The organism is Hymenobacter sublimis (assembly GCF_023101345.1).
GTDB classification, from domain to species: Bacteria; Bacteroidota; Bacteroidia; order Cytophagales; family Hymenobacteraceae; genus Hymenobacter; species Hymenobacter sublimis.
In genome coordinates this window covers 3,528,935-3,548,215 of sequence record NZ_CP095848.1, presented here as the reverse complement: position 1 = coordinate 3,548,215, position 19,281 = coordinate 3,528,935, and the positions used below count along the sequence as shown (strand labels likewise).

Annotated in this window: 15 protein-coding genes; 11 read left to right on the top strand and 4 right to left on the bottom strand. The window is 56.9% G+C overall.

Going from position 1 to position 19,281, the window contains the following annotated elements:
* Positions 1-340 precede the first annotated feature (340 nt).
* The 3 genes from MWH26_RS14765 (at position 341) to MWH26_RS14755 (ending at position 4,955) form a co-directional block, all read left to right on the top strand.
* Positions 341-4,000, top strand: a complete 3,660-nt coding sequence (locus tag MWH26_RS14765) for a CARDB domain-containing protein (RefSeq protein ID WP_247974893.1) — start codon at positions 341-343, stop codon at positions 3,998-4,000.
* A gap of 137 nt (positions 4,001-4,137) precedes the next feature.
* Positions 4,138-4,458: an FtsB family cell division protein gene (locus MWH26_RS14760; protein ID WP_247974892.1), complete on the top strand. Its 321-nt coding sequence runs from the start codon at positions 4,138-4,140 to the stop codon at positions 4,456-4,458.
* Positions 4,459-4,496: 38 nt separating this feature from the next.
* A complete protein-coding gene (locus MWH26_RS14755; RefSeq protein ID WP_247974891.1) occupies positions 4,497-4,955 on the top strand; it encodes a hypothetical protein in 459 nt (152 codons plus the stop codon).
* 78 nt (positions 4,956-5,033) lie between these two features.
* On the opposite strand, the gene MWH26_RS14750 is transcribed toward MWH26_RS14755, so the two are convergent.
* Both MWH26_RS14750 and hscA read right to left on the bottom strand, forming a co-directional pair.
* Positions 5,034-6,242, bottom strand: a complete 1,209-nt coding sequence (locus tag MWH26_RS14750; RefSeq protein WP_247974890.1) for an anhydro-N-acetylmuramic acid kinase — start codon at positions 6,240-6,242, stop codon at positions 5,034-5,036.
* 239 nt (positions 6,243-6,481) lie between these two features.
* The gene (gene hscA, locus MWH26_RS14745) at positions 6,482-8,341 is read right to left on the bottom strand and encodes a Fe-S protein assembly chaperone HscA (protein ID WP_247974889.1); all 1,860 of its coding nucleotides are present in this window, start codon (positions 8,339-8,341) and stop codon (positions 6,482-6,484) included.
* 1,019 nt (positions 8,342-9,360) lie between these two features.
* Between hscA and MWH26_RS14740 the strand changes: the two genes are divergently transcribed.
* The 7 genes from MWH26_RS14740 to MWH26_RS14710 all read left to right on the top strand — a co-directional run bounded on the left by MWH26_RS14740 (position 9,361) and on the right by MWH26_RS14710 (position 14,538).
* Entirely contained in the window at positions 9,361-10,254 is an 894-nt protein-coding gene (locus MWH26_RS14740; protein WP_247974888.1) for a murein L,D-transpeptidase catalytic domain family protein, read from the top strand.
* A gap of 762 nt (positions 10,255-11,016) precedes the next feature.
* Positions 11,017-11,388, top strand: a complete 372-nt coding sequence (locus tag MWH26_RS14735) for a hypothetical protein (protein ID WP_244697369.1) — start codon at positions 11,017-11,019, stop codon at positions 11,386-11,388.
* A 51-nt stretch (positions 11,389-11,439) separates the two neighbouring features.
* Positions 11,440-11,985, top strand: a complete 546-nt coding sequence (locus tag MWH26_RS14730; RefSeq protein WP_244697368.1) for a YceI family protein — start codon at positions 11,440-11,442, stop codon at positions 11,983-11,985.
* A 66-nt stretch (positions 11,986-12,051) separates the two neighbouring features.
* A complete protein-coding gene (locus MWH26_RS14725) occupies positions 12,052-12,975 on the top strand; it encodes a DUF5777 family beta-barrel protein (RefSeq protein ID WP_247974887.1) in 924 nt (307 codons plus the stop codon).
* Positions 12,976-13,014: 39 nt separating this feature from the next.
* Entirely contained in the window at positions 13,015-13,464 is a 450-nt protein-coding gene (locus tag MWH26_RS14720) for a CHRD domain-containing protein (RefSeq protein WP_247974886.1), read from the top strand.
* A gap of 21 nt (positions 13,465-13,485) precedes the next feature.
* Complete coding sequence (locus MWH26_RS14715; RefSeq protein WP_247974885.1) at positions 13,486-13,944, top strand: heavy-metal-associated domain-containing protein; 459 nt, start codon at positions 13,486-13,488, stop codon at positions 13,942-13,944.
* Between the two features lie 105 nt (positions 13,945-14,049).
* Positions 14,050-14,538 (top strand): group I truncated hemoglobin, encoded by a 489-nt coding sequence (locus MWH26_RS14710; protein ID WP_247974884.1) that lies wholly within the window; start codon positions 14,050-14,052, stop codon positions 14,536-14,538.
* Positions 14,539-14,626: 88 nt separating this feature from the next.
* On the opposite strand, the gene MWH26_RS14705 is transcribed toward MWH26_RS14710, so the two are convergent.
* Positions 14,627-16,990, bottom strand: coding sequence for an alpha-amylase family glycosyl hydrolase (locus MWH26_RS14705; protein WP_247974883.1), 2,364 nt, complete (start codon positions 16,988-16,990; stop codon positions 14,627-14,629).
* A 310-nt stretch (positions 16,991-17,300) separates the two neighbouring features.
* Here MWH26_RS14705 and MWH26_RS14700 point away from each other — a divergent pair, with 310 nt between their 5' ends.
* Complete coding sequence (locus tag MWH26_RS14700) at positions 17,301-18,131, top strand: murein L,D-transpeptidase catalytic domain family protein (RefSeq protein WP_244697360.1); 831 nt, start codon at positions 17,301-17,303, stop codon at positions 18,129-18,131.
* A 75-nt stretch (positions 18,132-18,206) separates the two neighbouring features.
* Here MWH26_RS14700 and MWH26_RS14695 read toward each other — a convergent pair whose 3' ends face one another.
* The gene (locus MWH26_RS14695; protein ID WP_247974882.1) at positions 18,207-19,274 is read right to left on the bottom strand and encodes an Ldh family oxidoreductase; all 1,068 of its coding nucleotides are present in this window, start codon (positions 19,272-19,274) and stop codon (positions 18,207-18,209) included.
* Positions 19,275-19,281 lie beyond the last annotated feature (7 nt).

The following is a 19,281-nucleotide window of genomic DNA, read 5'->3' as shown; positions in this document are numbered from 1 at the left end:
GCACTTGCATTCGGCGGCTTTCTTCTATATTTGGCTGTCATAAGCTATTCGCTACCAAGCGCTACTCGGATATCTGTAGTTGAGTAAGCTGCAGGTGAAGTGCCCAAACCTCCTCTACATATACCTCCGCTACTATTCTTGTACAACCATCAGGGGCAAGCACGCCCTCTTATCCACGCTAACGGGTAGCTGATGCTGTTTAGTTGGCCACTTCTGACCTCACTGCGTTGCTTTCTCTTGCCTACCCTTTGGTGGGCAGCTTGCTTACGAAGCGCCTTGCGAATACGTGGCTCCGCTATCGGTGCCGGACTTTCTTTGCTTTTCACATTCTAGTTACTCTATGATGCAACTCTATTCTCGTTTTCTGCAGGGCCTAACGGGTCGGCGCCTTGGCTTGCTGGCGCTCCTGCTCTGGTGGGGACAACTGGCGGCCTCGGCCCAAACCTACCTGATGCCGGCTAGTGGCTCCGCCAGCTATACTACCTGCAGTGGTACCTTATATGATGATGGTGGCCCCAACGGGGTGTACTCCGCGTACGCCAACGGCACAGTAACCCTAACGCCGGCCGTGGCAGGTAACAAAATCAAGCTGGAATTTTCCTCCATGATGGTGGAGTCGAGCTACGACCGACTCACGATTTACGATGGTGCCAGCACGGCTGCTCCCGTTATTGGCATCTTCGATTACAACCCAGGCACAGTATACGCTACTACTAGCAACGGCTCGCTTACGCTTCGCTTTACCAGTGACAGTTACGGGCAGTACGGCGGTTTTGCGGCCAACGTATCGTGCGTGACGACTGTGCCGCAGGCCGATTTGGCAGTGCAGGCCGCTGCGGTGCAGCCCCTGGCAGCCGTGGCTGGTGGCAACCTGCAACTGAGCTGCTCAGTGTATAACCTAGCCGCGGCTTCCGCTGTGAGTAGCACGGTGGGCTATTACCTTTCCACGGATGCTACCCTGGACGCGGCCGATGTGTTGCTGAGTAGTTCTCAAGGTGGGCCGCTGCCTTCCAACCAAAGCTCCTACCGGACGGCTTCGGCTACCTTGTCCAGCAACATCATGCCCGGCAACTACTACGTGCTTTTCGCGGCCGACCATTTAAATACGGTATCAGAGAGCAACGAGGCCAACAACGTAGCAGCTGTTTCGCTGAATATTTTGCCGCCTTCCGTGGACCTACTAATTCAGCAAGCAGCCATAAATAACACAACCACGTCGCCTGGCAGCGTGCTAAACCTTTCCTGCACCATTCAAAATCAGGGCAATACTATTGCGTCTAACAGCAGCGTAGGCTTTTACTTGTCCAGCAACACTACCCTAGATGCTGCCGACCAGCTGTTGACTTCTTCCTTCGGTAGCCAGCTTTCCCCTAACTACCCTCAGTACCGGAGCTCTTCCACGAACCTGCCCGCCAATACCCAGCCGGGTAATTACTACATCCTGTTCGTGGCTGATTACCAGAGCGTAGTTACGGAAAGCAACGAAACCAACAACGTATCGGCGGTTGCCCTTACGGTGGTGCCGCCCAGCCTGGATTTGGTTGTTAACCAAGCCCAGTTGAGCCAAACCACTCCAGTAGCTGGCGCCTACATCAACTACAGCTCCAACGTGTACAACCAGGGCAATACCGCGGCGCAGACTTCGGGCCAGGGGGTATACTTGTCGACGGATGCCGTGTGGAGCGCTAATGACGTGTCGCTGACCAGCAACCAGGTGCCCGGATTAGGGGGTAGCCAAGGATATTCGATATACGGGGCCTTCACGCTTCCCTCGCCGCTGGCTGCGGGCACCTACTACGTGCTGTTCGTGGCCGATTACCTCAACCAGGTAACGGAGACCAACGAAGCCAATAACGTGCGGGCCGTGGCCCTGCAGGTAGTCGTGCCTACTATCGACTTGACTATACAGCAGCCTTACCTGGGTAATTCCAACGTAGCGCCCGGCAACACGTTCACGGTGAGCAGCTACATAACGAACACCGGCAACGCGGTAGCTACCAATGCTACGGTTGGCTACTACCTGTCCAGCAACACTGTACTCGACGCCAGTGACGTCCTGATCGGGAACAGCCCGGGCAGCAGCCTGAGCGGCAATGCATCCAGCAACCGGTACGGCTCACTTACCGTGCCCGCTAACACGGCTGTGGGTACCTACTACCTGCTGTTCGTGGCCGATTACCTGAGTCAGGAAACAGAAACCAACGAAACCAACAACGTGGCCTCCGCTATTCTGCGCGTGGTGCCGGCCGGGGTCGACTTAATTGTCAGCCAGACCTCGATGTCGCGGACTACCGGGGCGCCGGGCACGGGAGTAAACGTTTACTCCACCGTCGTTAACCAGGGCACCACAGCGGCCAGCACCAGCAGCGTCGGCTTTTATCTGTCGACGGACGCCGTATTCAACACCACCGATGTGCTGCTGGGCTCCGCTACGGGCGGATATCTGCCGGCTAATGACTACTCTGGCCGCTCCAGCTTCCTGACTATTCCGGCAACTACCGCGGCGGGCAACTACTACATCTTGTTCGTGGCCGACCACCTAAGCCAGGAAACAGAAACCATTGAAACCAACAACGTAGCCTCAGTGAGTTTCATAGTCACGGCGCCTTTCAGCGGAATAGTCGTACCACAATTCGGCACGAATAGCATAACTGCCTGCAGCGGAACCATCTATGACAACGGGGGCACGGGTAACTACGTCAATAACTCCAACGGCGCCCTGACCATCCTCCCGGGTACTACCGGCGGGCGGGTGCAGCTCACATTCAGCTACCTGAACCTGGAAACCTGCTGCGACCGGCTGATTGTGTACGATGGCCCCAACACTAGCTCACCCATGCTGGGCTACTACAGCAGCAACCCCGGTACCGTGGTAGCCTCTCCCTCCATTAACAACAACACCGGTGCCTTGACTGTTGCCTTCCTCAGCGACGGAAGCTACACCTCGGATGGCTTCGAGGCTACCATATCGTGCGTGGGCGGCACTACCGGCCCCGTTGATTTGGTACCGCAGCAGCCTACCGCAACGCCTACGGCGGCCACTGCCGGCGGCACCGTTGTGATGAGCACCGTAGTAAACAACACGGGTACCGGCGTGGCCGGCAGCAGCGCCGTGGGGTACTACCTCTCCACTGACAACTCTTTCAGCACTAATGATGTATCGTTGGGGGCTACCGGTGGTGTTTCCATCAGCGGTGGGCAAAGCGCCACGCGCGGGTTGTCGGTAACCATTCCGGCTAGCACCGCTACCGGACAGTACTACGTGCTACACGTGGTAGACCCGCTAAATGCCGTAGCGGAAACCAACGAAACCAACAACGTAACCAGTTCCGCCGTGAGCGTGGGCGCGGCCCGCCCCGACTTGGTCATTCTGCAGCCGGCTCTGCAAAGCGCCAGCATTGTGGCCGGCAACAACCTGGGCATTAGCTGCCTGCTGGCTAATCAGGGCTCCGCTGCCGCTACGGCTAGCACGACGGGTTACTACTTATCAACGGACAATGTACTGAGCAGCAACGACGTGCTGTTGGGTACGGCAGCGGCCGGCGGCATGGTAGCGGGTAGTGCTACCCCTTCCTTGGCGCTGGTACTTATTCCGGCCGGCACCGCAACGGGTAGCTACCACGTGCTCTTCGTGGCCGACCAGGCCTCGGCTGTAACTGAGGCCAGCGAAACCAATAACGTAGTTTCTCAGCCCCTGAGCGTCACCATTGTGCAGGGCACTCCCGACGAGCAGCTGCAGGGCTTTACGCTCCAGGTATATCCTAACCCGGTGGGAACAGAGGCGCAGCTGCGCGTTAAGTTGACCGGTACGCCAAACGGCAAAACTGCCCAGGCCACGCTGATTAACTCTATCGGCCAGGAAGTAGCCCGGCGCGACGTACCGCTGACCGGAGCCTTAGCGCCAGTTAGCTTCGATACCCGCCCGCTAAGCCCGGGAGTGTACCTGTTGCGCTTGAGCGGAGCTGGCCTGCACGCCACCCGTCGAATCGTGATAGAGTAGCACTGAGGTTAATTAATCAGCTAAGCAAAACGCCCACCCAACGTGCTGTTGGGTGGGCGTTTTGCTTGGGTGTAGAAGTAAAGGCGCGGCAGTAGCCCGACATACAACCGGCCGCGTTTGTTCAGTATATTTGAGCTATGGGCTTCTCTGATATTCTTGAGCGTGTGCCGCGCTTTCTGCGCAGCTTTTACTTTCTGGCGGGCCTGAGCTTCCTGGTCTGGATGTTTCTATTCGATGCCAACGACTTCCTGAAGCAGTACGATATGTACGCCAAGTGGCAGGAGCTGCAGAACGACAAGGAGTACTACCTGCGGGAAATTGATAAGGTGAAGAAAGACCGGGCCGAGCTGCTCAGCAGCCCGGAGCTGCTGGAGAAATTTGCCCGCGAGAAATACATTATGAAGCGTCCGGGCGAGGATGTATTTGTACTGGTTCCGCAGGCCAAGGAGCCGGAATAGACAGTAGTTGTGGCGTGGTAGTTGCCACGGGTCAGGCGATGAAGAACGACCAGACTATAGCCTTGGTCCTGCGCCGGGCACTGCTGTTTGTGTTGCTGCTGGCCTGCCCGCTGCTAGCCACATCAAGCCAGACTCCACCCTCGCAGATACAGGTAGCCCGCCGGTTTCTGGTAGCCATCGTGCGGGGCGAGTGGGCTACTGCCTACCAATGCCTGGCGCCCGAAACCCGACAGGGCCTCTCGGTAGAACAGTTTCAAGCCGCTGCCCAGCCCTTCGTTGCCCAAAGCCAGCACTACGGACCGGTTATTGACCTTTACAAGCTGGGCTACCGGCTGCGCGGGGCCGAAACGCCCCAGCCCTTCGTGGCTTTTTCTTTCCGGGCCGATACGCTCCGGCGCCTGCCCCACTTCCAGCTCGACGTTACCTTTCGCGACTCTACCGCCCGGCAGGTGCAGGGGTTCGGCCTGATACCCTTGCAACCCGTTACCAACCAATAGCGCCGCTGCTACCGCAGTGGTAGTCTCTTGGGCGCGTGCTGTTGTGCAGTGCTGCTCTAGCGCAGCTAAGAGCTTTCGTTACCCTGGTAGCGAAATCTTCCCCATACTAACGGCCGGTACCCGCTGCCGGCCCGCCCCTAGGCTTACGGGCTGGCCAGCTACAGCCTCATTGGCCAGCACCGCAAACAGAATAGCTTCCTTGGCATCTGGCAACATGCCCAGCGCCTGGGTGGTAGCTAAACTACAGCCCGGCAAGTGCCGCTGCAAGGCAGCCCGCAAGGTAGGGTTATGCGCCCCGCCGCCGCTCATATACACCGCTAGTTCTGGCCGGTCTCCGAACGCCTGCGTAACCGCGCGCGCTACTCCCAGCGCACTACATTCCGTGAGAGTCGCCAGTGTGTCTTCCAAGCCTAGGGCAGTGGTAGCAGTAAGCTGTTGGGCCCGGTACAAGTAGGCGGGGCTGAAAAGCTCCGGGCCCGTGGTTTTAGGTACCGGAGCCGAGAAAAAAGGATGCTCTAGCAACGCGGCCAGCAGACCTAAGTGCACGTGCCCAGCAGCGGCCAGGCGCCCATCCTCGTCGTAAGCCAGAGCTGGCCGATGGGCCCGCACGGTGGCATCGAGTAGGGTATTGCCGGGGCCAGTATCAGTGCTGAATGCTGTGCTGGCATCCTGACCAGTGCGGGGCAGGTAGGTGAAGTTTGCAATGCCGCCCAGGTTTAGTAACAGCCGTTCCTCAGTGGCACTGCTCAGCAGCAAGTAGTCTCCGTAAGCTGCCAGCGGGGCACCTTCCCCACCACCGGCAATATGCTTCTGCCGAAAGTCGCTGAGCGTGATAATGCCCGTCAGCACGGCTACATGGTCGCCGTCACCTAGCTGCAAGGTGGCGTTTAGCGGAAAGTCGGGGCGTTGGTGCTGGTGTTGGGGAGCGTGGTAGATAGTTTGGCCATGGCTGGCTATCAAGTCCACTTCACTCGCGGGCACGTGCCATTCCCGTAGGCATTCTAGCACTAGGTGGGCGTGCAGGCGGCCCAGCCAGGGGTGCAGCAGCGTCAAGTGCTCCAAGCTAACCTGCTCCCGCGCAAACACCTCTCGTATTCGTTCGCGCACCTCATTTGAATACGGCACCGTCGTAAACTGCTCTAGCTCCAGTTGAGTACCTGGCCCATGCCCCTGCACCCGACAGAGCGCTACGTCCAGCCCATCCAGGGAAGTCCCCGACATTAGGCCGATGATACGGCGGCTAGGCTGTTGGCTAATCTGGGCAAGGCGAATGAGGTAGGGATTCATGTACGAGAGGAAGAGTATGTACTATCTACTACTGCTTAAGCGAGGCTAAAACAATTTTTATACTGCCTATTACTGAATCACAGGGAAGAGTCAACTTCGCGCAACGATAAAGGTAACGGCAAACAACACAAAAATGCCCCACTGAAAGCCAGCAGGGCAGTTTCGCTTACTCAGCTAGGTGAAGTGGATAGTGTGCCTCTTAGTTGGCCCCGATATACTAGGAGCATTGGTGCTCCAGCTTATTCGATTTTTTTGCCAGCCATAGCTTGGCTAATGGAAATGTTCATCACCCGCTCAGCGAAGGGGCGGGTAAGTTCTTCGAGCTCATCCACGGCCTTTAGAATCGTGTCCTTGTCCTGGGTCGTGAGGGCGGCCTTTAACTGCTCCACCCCAGCGTGGGTTTGGGTAGTTTCTTCCGGAGTGAGGTGTTGTCCGTTTTTAGCCACGAAGCGCTCTACTTGATACAGCATTTGCTCGGCCACGGTGCGGGCCTCAATGACCATGCGGGCGGCAATGTCTTCGCGGGCGTGGGTCATGGAATCCATCAGCATCTGCTCTACCTGCTCGTCGGTAAGGCCGTACTGCGGCTTGATTTCCACGGCCTGTCGGGTGTTGGAGCGCAGTTCGATGGCCTCCACTTTCAGGATGCCGTCAGCATTCAGAATAAAATTAACATCGACCTTAGGCAAGCCGGCGGGCATGGCCGGAATACCGCGCAAGTCAAATTCAGCCAGTTTGCGGTTTTCCTTAACTAGGTCCCGCTCCCCTTGGTACACCGAAATCTTCAGGTTTACCTGCCCATCCACGGAGGTAGTGTACTGGCGGCCGGCTTTGGTCGGAATCTTGGAATTACGCGGGATAATGGGGTCCATCAGGCCACCCAAGGTTTCAATGCCCAACGTAAGCGGGGTCACGTCCAGCAGCAGCACGTCGCGACGGTTGCCACCCAGAATATCAGCCTGAATGGCAGCGCCCAAGGCTACTACCTCATCGGGGTTCAGCGAGTTATTGGCCGGCTGCTGGAAAAACTCCGACACGGCATCGTACACCAGCGGCACGCGGGTAGAGCCGCCCACCAGCAGCACCGCATCCAGGGCCTGGGGCGTGAGCTTGGCATCGGTGAGGGCCTGGCGGCAGGAGGTAATGGTGCGCTCCACCAGGGGCCGAATCAGGTCGTTGAATTCAGCCTTGGTGAGACGCAGCACGAGGTCGTTGAAGTTGACCGCAAAGTCCTCGTGCTGGCTGAGGTAGCGCTTGGCGGCCTCGGCAAGCAAGCGCAACTCCTGCTGCAGCGAGCCGCTGGCGGCTACCGCATCGGCCAGCCCATACTGCTGAGTCCAGTGGTTGATGATGGCGCGGTCCAGGTCGTCGCCGCCTAGGTACGTGTCGCCGTTGGTGCTCAGCACCTCAAAAATGCCCTGCTGGATGCGCAGGATGCTCACGTCGAAGGTACCGCCGCCCAAATCGTACACGGCCACGGTTTTTTCCTCGTCCGGTGAGAGGCCGATACCGTAGGCTAGGGCTGCCGCCGTGGGCTCATTCACGATGCGCAACACTTCCAGCCCTGCCAAGCGGCCGGCGTCGCGGGTGGCCTGGCGCTGGGAATCGTTGAAGTAAGCCGGCACCGTGATAACGGCCTTGTTCACCGGCGTTTTAAGGGCGTGTTCAGCGCGCAGCCGCAACTCCTTTAAAATCTCGGCCGACAACTCAATGGGGGAGTAGAACGTGTCGCCTACCCGGATTTTGACCAGTCCTTCCGAGTTATCATCAATAACCTTGTAGCCAAGCTCCTGGGCGTGCTGCCCCAGGTCCTGGTACGACTTGCCTAGTAGGCGCTTCACGGAGTAAATCGTGTTTTGCGGCTCCGTAAGCAAGTATTCTTTAGCATCGGTGCCCACAATGGGTGAGTCGCCGCCCCCAGGAAAGTGCACTACCGACGGCACAATGGTGCCGCGGCCCTGGTCGTTGATGGCCACGGGGTGGCGACCATCGGGGTGGATGTAGGCTACCAAAGAGTTGGTTGTGCCCAAATCGATGCCGACGATGATTTCTTCCTGCTGAATACTCCCGGTAGAGAGGTTGATTGCAACTTTGGCCATAAGCAAAAAGCGCGCTGCGGCGCGCCGGAAAAGTGCGAGTACGTGAGCGGTGGCTACTATAACCGGCCTGCGCCCTGAAAGGCACAAAAGTACAGAACAAAAGCGCGGAAAGCAGGGGCCTGGTCAACGGCCCAGCGGCAGTGAGAGGGCACACCACTCCGCCACAAACCACCTGGGGTCAAATGATGCTCAGGGTAGGACGGAAGCGGCGGTTATAACCGTAACCAGCGTTGCCAATCCAGCATGGATAAATAGAAAAATACTTGTAAAAGCTTCTGGCTAATCAAATCCAGTGACCAGCTTATAAGCGTAAGGCAATAGTATACTTTTTCTGTGCTGCACTACCCCTGCTTACGCTGAGTATTAACTCGCTTTGAGTATGCTAATAGCACTACATATCAGCAAAATACTGCTCATGAGGCTGGCTTTTCAGGCTTGAATTACGCGCTAGCGTATTGTTTCTCTCGCTAGAAAGCGTGTGCAAGGCGCCTTGTATTTTACTGGCCTTTTACTTTACTGACGAAATATGAATAAATCACTTACTCTTTAGCCTCTTATAGCACTCGCTAACCCCGGAGGCTTCCTAAGAGCCAGCAGATTCAGCTTGGTGCCAGTGGCTTCACCCAACCATTCGGGCTTGCTTTGGCCGAACAACCGTAAAGCTCGATAGTGCTGTGAGTTTGCCGTCGCTGCAAATTTTAGCGGTACTACCCCTATAAAAACACTCATAGTAAAACCAATTAGTCGGGTCACCCATGACCGGCCAGTTGGCTACTACGGGTAGATAGCCGGACCCTGGGTGAGTTCGGCTATCTTTTTCACTGGCGAGAACTGGAGCCAGCAGCATACGCTGCTGACTCCAGTTCTCAGCTTCAAGCCCACGTGGAAGGAACCCTACTTTAAGGCTGAATCCAGAATCCAATCAGTTGGCGCAAAGAAAATGAGCAATTCGCAGTACGCTTCGCTTGTATGCCGTGGTGCAAATGCGGATTTTTCGGCTTCTTATCCCGTCTGTCTCTGTGAAGAAGCTGTTCTCTTACCTCGCTACCCTGGGCCCGCCTACGCTGTGGGGCCAGCTGCGGCACTACGTAGTACCAATGATGCTGAGTGGGGTAGGAGTAAGCTGCCAGTCGTCGGTGGGCGAAGCCGTAACAGCGCGTCTGCCTCCTGCGCCGAGAGTACAAGTTCCAGCAATAATCGATTCAGCCCGGGCGGTTCTGGCCGTAGGATCCGATTCGATGCGGCTGAATGTCTTGGCTCCTTTACCGGACCTGCCCGATTCCTTGCGCCGTGCCGTACAGGTGTTGCACGCTCAGTTGGGCCCCGCAGCCCACGACCTGCGCCTGGAAGTGCTGGAAAGGGCGTGCGTAGGTTACCTCAACCTGCGTCAGGAGGGCTTGGTGCGCCAGGCTGGGGTGCTGACGGTAGCCGACATGGATTTGCCTTCATCCAAGCAGCGCCTGTGGGTTCTGGATCTGGCCGCCCGGCGCGTGCTTCACCACAGCCACGTAGCTCACGGCCGAGGCTCAGGCCAGCTGCGGGCCCGTCGTTTCTCCAACGTTATGAAGTCGGCTTGTACGGCTTTGGGCTTCTACCGCACCCAGGATTCATACCAAGGGCGGCACGGGCTTTCTCGCCGGCTGCGGGGCCTTGACGCCAACCAGAATGATAATGCCCTGCGCCGCTACGTGGTGCTGCACGCCGCCGATTACGTCAGCCAAAACTACATAGCGCAAAATGGGCAGGCGGGCTACAGCCGGGGGTGCCCGGCACTACCCCCGGAACAGTACAAGGCCATTATTCACGCGGTAGGGGAGGGCAGCTGCTTGTACCTGAGTGGGCCGGGAGCTACCTCCAAGTGGCTGAATGGAACCGGTGCCGCGCAACGCCTAGCGGCACACGGATGGAGGTAGAGAAAACAGGCTTCTACCTGAGCTCAACGCTAGTATAGCTACGGTTGAGCTTGTTGTAGCATTTAGATTATTTATTGAGTATTTCCTGCCTATGTTGCTACCTTAATAGGTATAATAGTACCTGAAAAACACTTATATTAGAAACATAAATGACTGAATTACAGCATGATAATACTGAAAATATAAATAAAGTTAAAATAATAGTAGAAATAAGTAAAAATATGACTTTTTAGTTTTGACCGTGACACAGTCATATTTCATCGGGCAATTCATATGGTTCGGCTAAAAGGCAGCGGTCAATTGAAAATATGGGGGGCAAACCGCGTAGTTTTGAGTAGCATAATGGGAAATAAGTTCCCAATATGAGTGATGATTGCTGGGTTGTCTCACTTGCTGCCGGTATGAAGCTGTAAAACACTTGTTGCGACGTAAAAGCCTGATGTTGTGTGGTAAGCATAGAATTAATAACTTTCGCCTCTTTGTTACTGCCTACCAACACAATATTATCCAACGACTTTATTTTTCCAATAATGAAACAAAACGCTTTTTCGCTAGTATGTAGTCGCGGCTATATAGCATATGCTGCCCTACGCTCAGCTAAGCAGTTTTAGGTCTACGCTTTCCTAAGCGAGCCTAGGCATCGAGCCTTACTTCCTCCTGACTCTCAGGCTATTCAAGTAGTAGCCTCCCCATCTTACATCACTTACTTGGGTAAGTCCGCGCTGATATATACAGCTTAAACTACCCCTGCACCCCGATTCAATGATTAAACTCTCTACTATTTTTTGTGCGCTGCTGACGCTTCTTCTCGGCAGTTGCGCTTACGATAAAGCAGATGAAATTGCGGGCCCTAAGGTGCCGTGCACTACCCCGGAGGTAGTTTCGTACAGTGTATCTATCTCGCCCTTGCTTACCAAAAACTGCCGCACCTGCCACAACGCAGTGCTGGTAACGGGCAGCGTGAATCTGGAGGACTTTTCTGTGATTCAGAAGTACATCCGCTCCGGCGAGCTGATGGGAAACGTGAAGCACCTGCCTGGCTATAATCCCATGCCGCAGGGTGGAAACAAGCTGTCGGACTGTGATATTGAGCTGTTGCAAAAATGGGCTGACGCTGGAGCACCTAACAACTAACCTAGGATGCACAGTCTGGTCCGTTACCTGCGTTTACCTCTTTGTAGCCTTATGCTGTTGGTTGGTGGCATTACCACTAGCCAGGCCCAAGGCAAATACATGACCCAGAAAGGGGTGGTCAGCTTCTTTTCCAGTAGCATCCTGGAGGATATTGAAGCCCATACTGATCAGGCCGCCGCGGTGGTTGATCTGCAAAGTCAGCAAATAGCCTTTATCATTCCCATCAAGTCGTTTCAGTTCAAGCGCACCCTCATGCAGGAGCACTTCAACGAAAACTACATGGAATCCGACAGGCTGCCCAAATCAACCTTTAAAGGCAAGATTCTGGACCTGAATGCTGATGCCCTAGCCAAAGGTCAGTCGCAACGGGTAACGGTGGAGGGCGACCTAACGATTCATGGCGTAACCAAGCACTTGACGGTTGCTGGCGCGCTGGAGCAGCAAAAGGGCACCCTGTTGGTAAATGCCTATTTCAGTGTGGCTCCTGCTGACTACGGCATTGAAGTTCCGCTGCTGGTGCGCGAGAACATTGCCAAAATTGTGGGCATTAAAGTGGTGCTGACCTGCGAGGCAGTTTCCCAGCTCACTGTTAAATAAATACTACTACGTGCAGGTGGCGCCGCTCGCGCGGGCCTCTGTTCCACTCCGCTTTTGCTTTTTTCTATGCAAACAACTTTTCCTCACTACCGAGGCCGCTTGGCCTCTTTCCTGGTGGTTCTGTTAAGTGCTTGGGCCGCGCCGGCCTGGGCTCAGGACGACCTGCTCGGGCAGCTAGAAAACCAGAAACCGGCAGCTACTGCTCCCGAACCCGTAGCAGCTACCTTTAAAAGCACCCGCCTGATTAGCGGGCACACCATAGAAACGCCGGGCCAGGGCACGCTGGTATTCCTGATTTCCCACCGCTTTGGCACCATCAATAGTGGCGCTTATAACTTTTTCGGGCTAGACCAGGCCGCCCTGCGCCTAGGCCTGGAATACGCCGTTACGGATAAGTTGGAAGTAGGTATCGGGCGGAGCAACATCGAGAAAACCCTGGATGGCTTCGTGAAATACCGCGCCATTCGCCAAACCACGGGTAGCAAAGTGATGCCGGTAAGCGTGACGTTGTTTGCCAACTCGGCCATGAACATGCTGCGCGACGACCGGACTTGGTACACGGTGCCGCGGCGCATGACTTTCTCCTACCAGGCCCTGATTGCGCGGAAGTTCAGCCCTAACCTGTCATTGCAACTCATGCCCACCCTGATTCACCGCAATCTGGTGCAGGATAATACGCAGTCGAATGACGTGTACGCCGTTGGATTTGGCGGCCGGCAGAAACTTACTAAGCGCACTTCCCTCAACGCCGAGTACTTCTACTTGGTACCACGCACCAAGCCAACCGGCGCGCGGAACGCCCTAGCCCTGGGCTTCGATATTGAAACCGGTGGCCACGTTTTTCAGCTGCACCTGACCAACTCCCAGGGCATGATTGAAAACCACTTCGTGGCTAATACCCGCGGCGACTTCTTTAACGGCGACATCTACTTCGGCTTCAATGTGAACCGAAATTTCACCGTGCGGGCTAAGCAAGGCTTCCGCAAATAGTTAAATTTTTCCTCCCATTCACACTTCAACTTCTTACTCATGAACTTGAAAACTACTGCACTCTTTCTGCTCCTGTCAGGCTCCTCAGTACTGGTAGCTTGCGATAAGGAAGACGAAAAAACTACCGCGCCTGCTACTGATACCGTGCAGATGATGGCTACGCTTAACAGCAAAAATGAGGTTACGCCCACTACCTCAGCGGCTACGGGCAGCATGACTGGCACTTACAACAAGACCACTCGGGAGCTGAACTATACCATAACGTACCAGGGCATGACCCCCACAATGGGCCACTTCCACCGCGGTGCCGCCGGCGTTGACGGTAACGCCTTCGTGACCTATGCTGATGTGACTAAGTCTCCCATCACGGGCACTACTACCCTCTCCGAAGCCGACGCGGCCCTGCTAATGAAGGGCGAGGTGTACGTGAACCTGCATACCAGCGCTAACCCCAAAGGTGAAATTCGGGGCCAGGTAATGACCAAGTAGTTCCGTTAGCCTGGATCAATCATGCCTACTAGAAGTTCACTACTCGCCAGGGTAGGTAAACGATTTATGCAGGTAGGCCTGGGGGTGCTCGTACTGCTCCTGGTGTGGGGAAGCTGGGAAGACCCGAATCTTCATCAGTATGTGCAGCCTGTAAAAATGCTGCAGCTGCAGGTGGAGGGCCTGCACACGCCCGCTCAGGTGGCTACCTCGCAGCAGCAGGTAGCCGCCGTGCCAGGCGTAGCGGCGTGCGTAATCAACGCTAACACCCAGATGGCTACCGTGCTTTTCCACGAAGACGATGTCTCGGAGCAGGAAATTGAGCGGGTGCTGTCCGTGGGCGGAACCTTCCGGGTAAATCGGCCGGTGATGGTGGCCATGGCTCCTACCGGGCGCGAGTGTCCGGTGCCCGCTAGCTACCTGGAAACCCTGGACCAGATCCGGTTTGCGTTCAATTTGCGGCGTCTCTTCGTCACCATCTGACTTGCCTTATCACCTTCTGATTAACTCCCGCGGGTAATCCGGCCTGCGCGTTATTCCTTTACTCCTTACTTGTTTTCTTTTCCCTTACTTTTTACCCCTTACTCTATGCACCAACCCCGACTCAAGTTTGCCGCAGCCCTGCTCCTGAGCGGCAGCCTATTCTTCACCACGGCCTGTGGCTCGAAGGAAAATGAGCCGGAGCCCAAGCTGTACGACCGGATGGGCGGCCTGAAAGGCGTAGAAGGATTTGTTGACGTGCTGATGGCCAATGTGGCCGCCGAAACCAACACCAGCAACTCCTCCATGCTGCGCACCCACACGCCCCTACTCACCGACGCCGACGTGCCGGCCCGCCTGGCCCGCCTGCGTAACAACTTCATCAACCAGATGGGCGAAGCCACCGGTGGCCCCCTGAAGTACACTGGCATGACCATGCTTTCGGCCCACAAAGGCATGATGATTACCGAGAAAGAATGGTCGGTATGGCGCCAAGCTGCTGATGCTTCTATGGCCACGAACAACATCGGTGCCAAGGAAAGAGCTGAACTGGCTAAAATCCTGGACGATATGAAGGACGCCACGGTAGGCCACTAAGCAGCCTCCCGCTAGCGAAGAAAAAATCAAAAAAGCCCCGCCGAATTTTCGGCGGGGCTTTTTGCTGTGCAGAAGCAGAGGTAGGCGACTACCGTACTACTACCTTCCGGCTGAGGCCTAGCTCGGGCACGTGCAACTGGTACACGCCGGCTGGCAGCGCGCGGCCTACGGTGAGGCGCTGCTCCGTAGTGCCCGGGTACAGCCGCACCGACTGCTCATGCACCAAGCGGCCAGTCAGATCCAGCAGGCGTAGCGTGGCCGTCACATCCTGCTCCGACTGCAGCACCACCTCAATTCGGTCGGCGCTGGTGGGGTTGGGGTACACCAGTAGGTCGGTGCCGGTGGGGGTAGCGGCCGGGGCCGCCGTTACCGTGCTTTCGCGCAGGGCCGTGCTGCTAAGTACAGTCGGGGCCGTGTAGGTAGCCTTCACAAAGGCCCGCTGACCAGGGTTGGTGGTCACCGCGTTCTTAGCCCGCAGCGTAATCCAGCCGGTGGCAGTGGGAGTGTAGGTACCGGTAAGGTTGCCCGTTCCGGTTTTGCTGCTCAGCACCGTGCCGCTGCTGTTGATTAGCTCCACGGCTAGGCTGCGGGTGGCATCCGTGGGGAACAGGGTATAGCTGACGGCTTTGCCCGAAGCCACATAAATGCGGCCGGCCGTGCGGTACGCCGTGGAGGAAGCCGGCAGCTGCCCGCCCTGCTTCAGCGAGGAAGCGTGCGAGTCGCCTAGGTCATCGGCTAGTTCCCACTCCTGGGTGGTAGCCATGGCCGCGCGAGTATAGTTGGTGCCAATGCCCGTGGGGGCCCACACTGAGTAGCCCCGACGGCCGGCGCTAGCCGTGCCGTTGCAGGGTGGCGTATTGATGGTCACAGTCTGGGTGCTGCTCACCGTAACGGTAGCCGTGCCATTAGCCCCGGAATAATCTTTGAGCACCGTGCCGGGGGCAAAGTCACAGGCAACGGTATTGTTCTGCCAGGCCGAGAAGTTGTCGTTGATACCGATAATGGCCTTGGCGCCGCGCTCAATTACGAGGTGGTCGGGGGCTTGGTAGCGCACTTTGTAGGCTCCGTCCTTGAAGCGCAGATTCTGGTGGCACCAAATCAGGTTCTCGATGTCGGCGCGCAGGGGCAAATCGGTAGTGCTGGTGGGCTGGTGCGAGTAGCGCTTGCTGGTGCTGCCCACGTTAAACAAATCCTCGAAAAAGATCTGCGGGGAGCCGTCCAGGGCCAGGGCTGCTGCATACGTAGCCGACAGGCGCGGGTCAAACGGATCGATGTGGGGGGCCAGTTCCGAGCCAGTGTTCCAGCCGATGTAGTTGCCGTTGGCGTCTACCTGAGGCCGGAACGTGTCGTGGTTGTTTACGAACGGCACGGTGCGGTGCACGTACTGCCCGTTGATGTTTACTACCCGCGCGCCCTGCTGGTACCCTGGCAACGAGCCTATGTCGAAGTTGCCGCCCCCGCTCACAATGCTGTAAAGGCCATTGCGCAGGGAAAAATCGAAGGTGCCGGCCCGGTTCTGTACGTTGGCCACCCAGCCGTCCATCTGCCCCGCCGAGCCGACCCATTCGCCCACGGCGTACATGGTTGCCCCGCCCGAAGCCCAACCCGCGTTGCTTTGCAGGTTGTAGAGGAAATCCTCGGAGGCGGCATCCGGGAAGTGCTTCACGGCATCCATCCGCACGCCATCAAAGCCCACCTGCTTCTTGTACCATACCAGCCAGTTGCGCACGTTGGTGCGCATGTAGTCAGCCGATTGGGCGGGGTTAAAGGTAGCGTTGGAGCTCTGACCGTAGGAGCCGTTGTAGTAGCTTACGTCGGGCCCGAAGTACACGGCGTTCCAGTCGCCGGAGGTAGAGTTGTTGCCCGGGTTGGGGTTGAAGTTCTGCCAGTTTTTAGGAAAGCGGCCGTTGCGGGCCAGGTAGTTGGCCGCATCTTCCGCGGTAGCGGGCTTGCTGTAGCTCACGTAGCGGAAGTTCTTGTACTTGCTGGTGGAGCCATCCTCCCAGGCCGCCGGGTCCTGCCCGCCGGCACCGGTCTGGGAGCCCGCGCCATCGTTGTGGTTCAGCACGATGTCCTGCACTACTTCAATACCGTTGGCGTGCAGCACAGCCACGGCCCGCAGCAGCTCATCCTTGGTACCCAGACGGGTAGCCGTGAAGCCTTTCTGGTACTTGTCGCCCAGGTCGTAGTTGTCGAAGGGCGAGTAGCCGTTGCCTTGGTTACCGTTCTTGATGCTTGGGGGCAGCCACACGGCATCAATGCCCATGGCTTTCAGCCGCGGAGCCAGCAAGGCAACGTAGTTGGCCCAGCCATTCGGGTAATTGCTGTTCCAGTAGTCCCACCAGTAGCCCTGCAGGACTACTTTCTGGGCCTTAGCGGGTTGCCCGCCCAGCGCCAGCAGTGCCGCGGCGGCTAGGGTGAGCTTGCGCATCCAATGTGTACATGTGTGCATGTGAGAAATGTGGGAATTGGTTGGTGGGAAAAAGAAACGACGCGCATTGCGCCGATAAGAGCGGATTTGGGGCCTCTAATGTGGAAAATTGGGTAGTGAGAAGCTGGTGTTGTATTGCTGAATGTTAATGTTCTTTTTGCCGTTTTTCACCGAATGGGAATCTATCTGCTGAATTGCGCCTTTAAATAGAGGGGTACAGATTTCGGGGCCTGTTTATGTATCTGCAATGGGCTCTGTTTCGTAAAACCCGTAATGTCTGTTTCGTGCAGAAACAAGCACTTTACTGAAAACCCGAAACTGAACTGTGTCGATGGAAAATCAGAGTGTAGTTCGCCGCCAGCGCCTGAAGCGCCGCACCCGTCGGATGGCTCGCCGCGTGCTGCCGTTTGTAGCCTCTCTGTTTCTGGCTACTCCGTTGGCCGCTCCCGTGACCAAATCGAAAGCTGCTACCACCGGCTCGGAGTTGCGCTCCATTTCGCCGGAGGCCATGAAAGCCGTGCTGTTTGACCAGCGTATGCAGAGCCTGTACCAAGAGTTGGGCGTGGAACAGCAGGGCCTACGCTATGAGGTGTTCCAGAAGGCAATGACGGGCTACCTCAACCTAGAGCAGGAAGGTAAGCTCAGTAACAAGCAGTTACTAACCGTAGTCGACTTCGGTTTGCCTTCCACGCAAAAGCGCCTGTGGGTGCTGGACCTGGCCAACAAGCAGGTTAAGTTCCACACGCTAGTAGCGCACGGCCACAACTCCGGTGAAAACATGGCGACCAACTTCTCCAACGAGAACGAGTCGAACATGAGCAGCCTGGGTTTCTATGTAACCCAAGGCGAGTACACCGGTAAGCACGGCCTGTCTTTGAAACTGCAAGGCGTAGATGAGGGCTACAACACTAACGCCTTGTTGCGCTCAGTGGTCATGCACGGCGCTGAATACGTGAGCGAAGACTTTATCCGGCAGTACGGCCGCCTGGGCCGTAGCCTTGGCTGCCCAGCCTTGCCCATGGATCAGAAAGACGCCATTATTGAGGCCGTAGGCGGCCAGACGTGCCTGTTCTTGAACGGCCCCGATACCCAATACTCGTCGAAGTACTTAAATGAAGAAGTGGCCATGAGCAAACTGCTCAGCGACGCCCACCTAATCTAGCACGTTGTTATTCATAAAAAAGCCCGCCTGGTATTCCAGGCGGGCTTTTTTTATGATAGACAAGGTAAAACCCTCTTACAGCTTTACTCCAAACTTAGCGCCGACGGTTTCCAGGTCCTGAACAACGGGGTCCAGCAGCGGAATTCCGTCTAGCAGACGGTGCGCCGATATTTCCCGCTCCGGGTCGCCGGGAATACGCACGTGCTGGCCTTCCGTGGCGCGGGCCTGGCGAAAAGTGGTAATCCAGTTATCCATGTGGGCCTTGAACTCGGCGGCCGGCCGAAAGGCATCGACCCGCATGGCCCCGAAGAAATGGCCCAGGCCCTCACCCACGGGGTTGGCCGAAGGTTGCAGGAAGGCCACGAACGGTGGCACCCACGGTCCGTAGTTGGCGCCGCTGAGCACAGCCGAGAAAATATCTACCACGGCTCCCAACCCGTACCCCTTGTGCGAGCCAGTAGCACCACCCAACGGAAGCAGGGCACCGCCGTTTTTTACGGCGTTCGGATCCGTGGAGCCCACGCCGTGCGCATCCTGGGCCCATCCTTCGGGAATGGGCAGGTCCTTGCGCTGGGCAATTTCGAGCTTGCCGTTAGCGGCGGTGGTCGTGGCCATATCCAACACAAAATCGGGCTGGTCGCCGGCGGGCACGGCCACGGCAATGGGGTTAGTGCCCAGTAGGCGTTCCAGCGAATACGTGGGGGCTACCAGGGGGGAGGCATTGGTCATGGCTACCCCAATCATGTCGTGGGCCAGGGCCTTCATGGCGTGGTAGCCGGCAATGCCGAAGTGGTTGGAGTTCTTTACCGATACCCAGCCCGTGCCTACCTGCCGGGCCTTTTCCAGAGCTACCTGCATGGCTTTAGGCCCAACTACCAGCCCCAGGCCACCGTCGCCATCTACTACGGCAGTGCTAGGCGTTTCGTACGTGACGCCTACCCGGGGCGTGGTATTGATGCGGCCGGCTTCCCAAAGCCGAACGTAACCCACGAGGCGGGCCACGCCGTGCGAGTCGATGCCGCGCAAATCGGCGGAAAGCAGGGTTTCGGTGGCTAGAGTAGCGTCTTCGTCGGAGCAGCCGATACCTTTAAAAACAGACTCTGTGAAGGCAAAGAGCTGGGTATAGGGAAAAGTCGTTGGCATGAGGCAG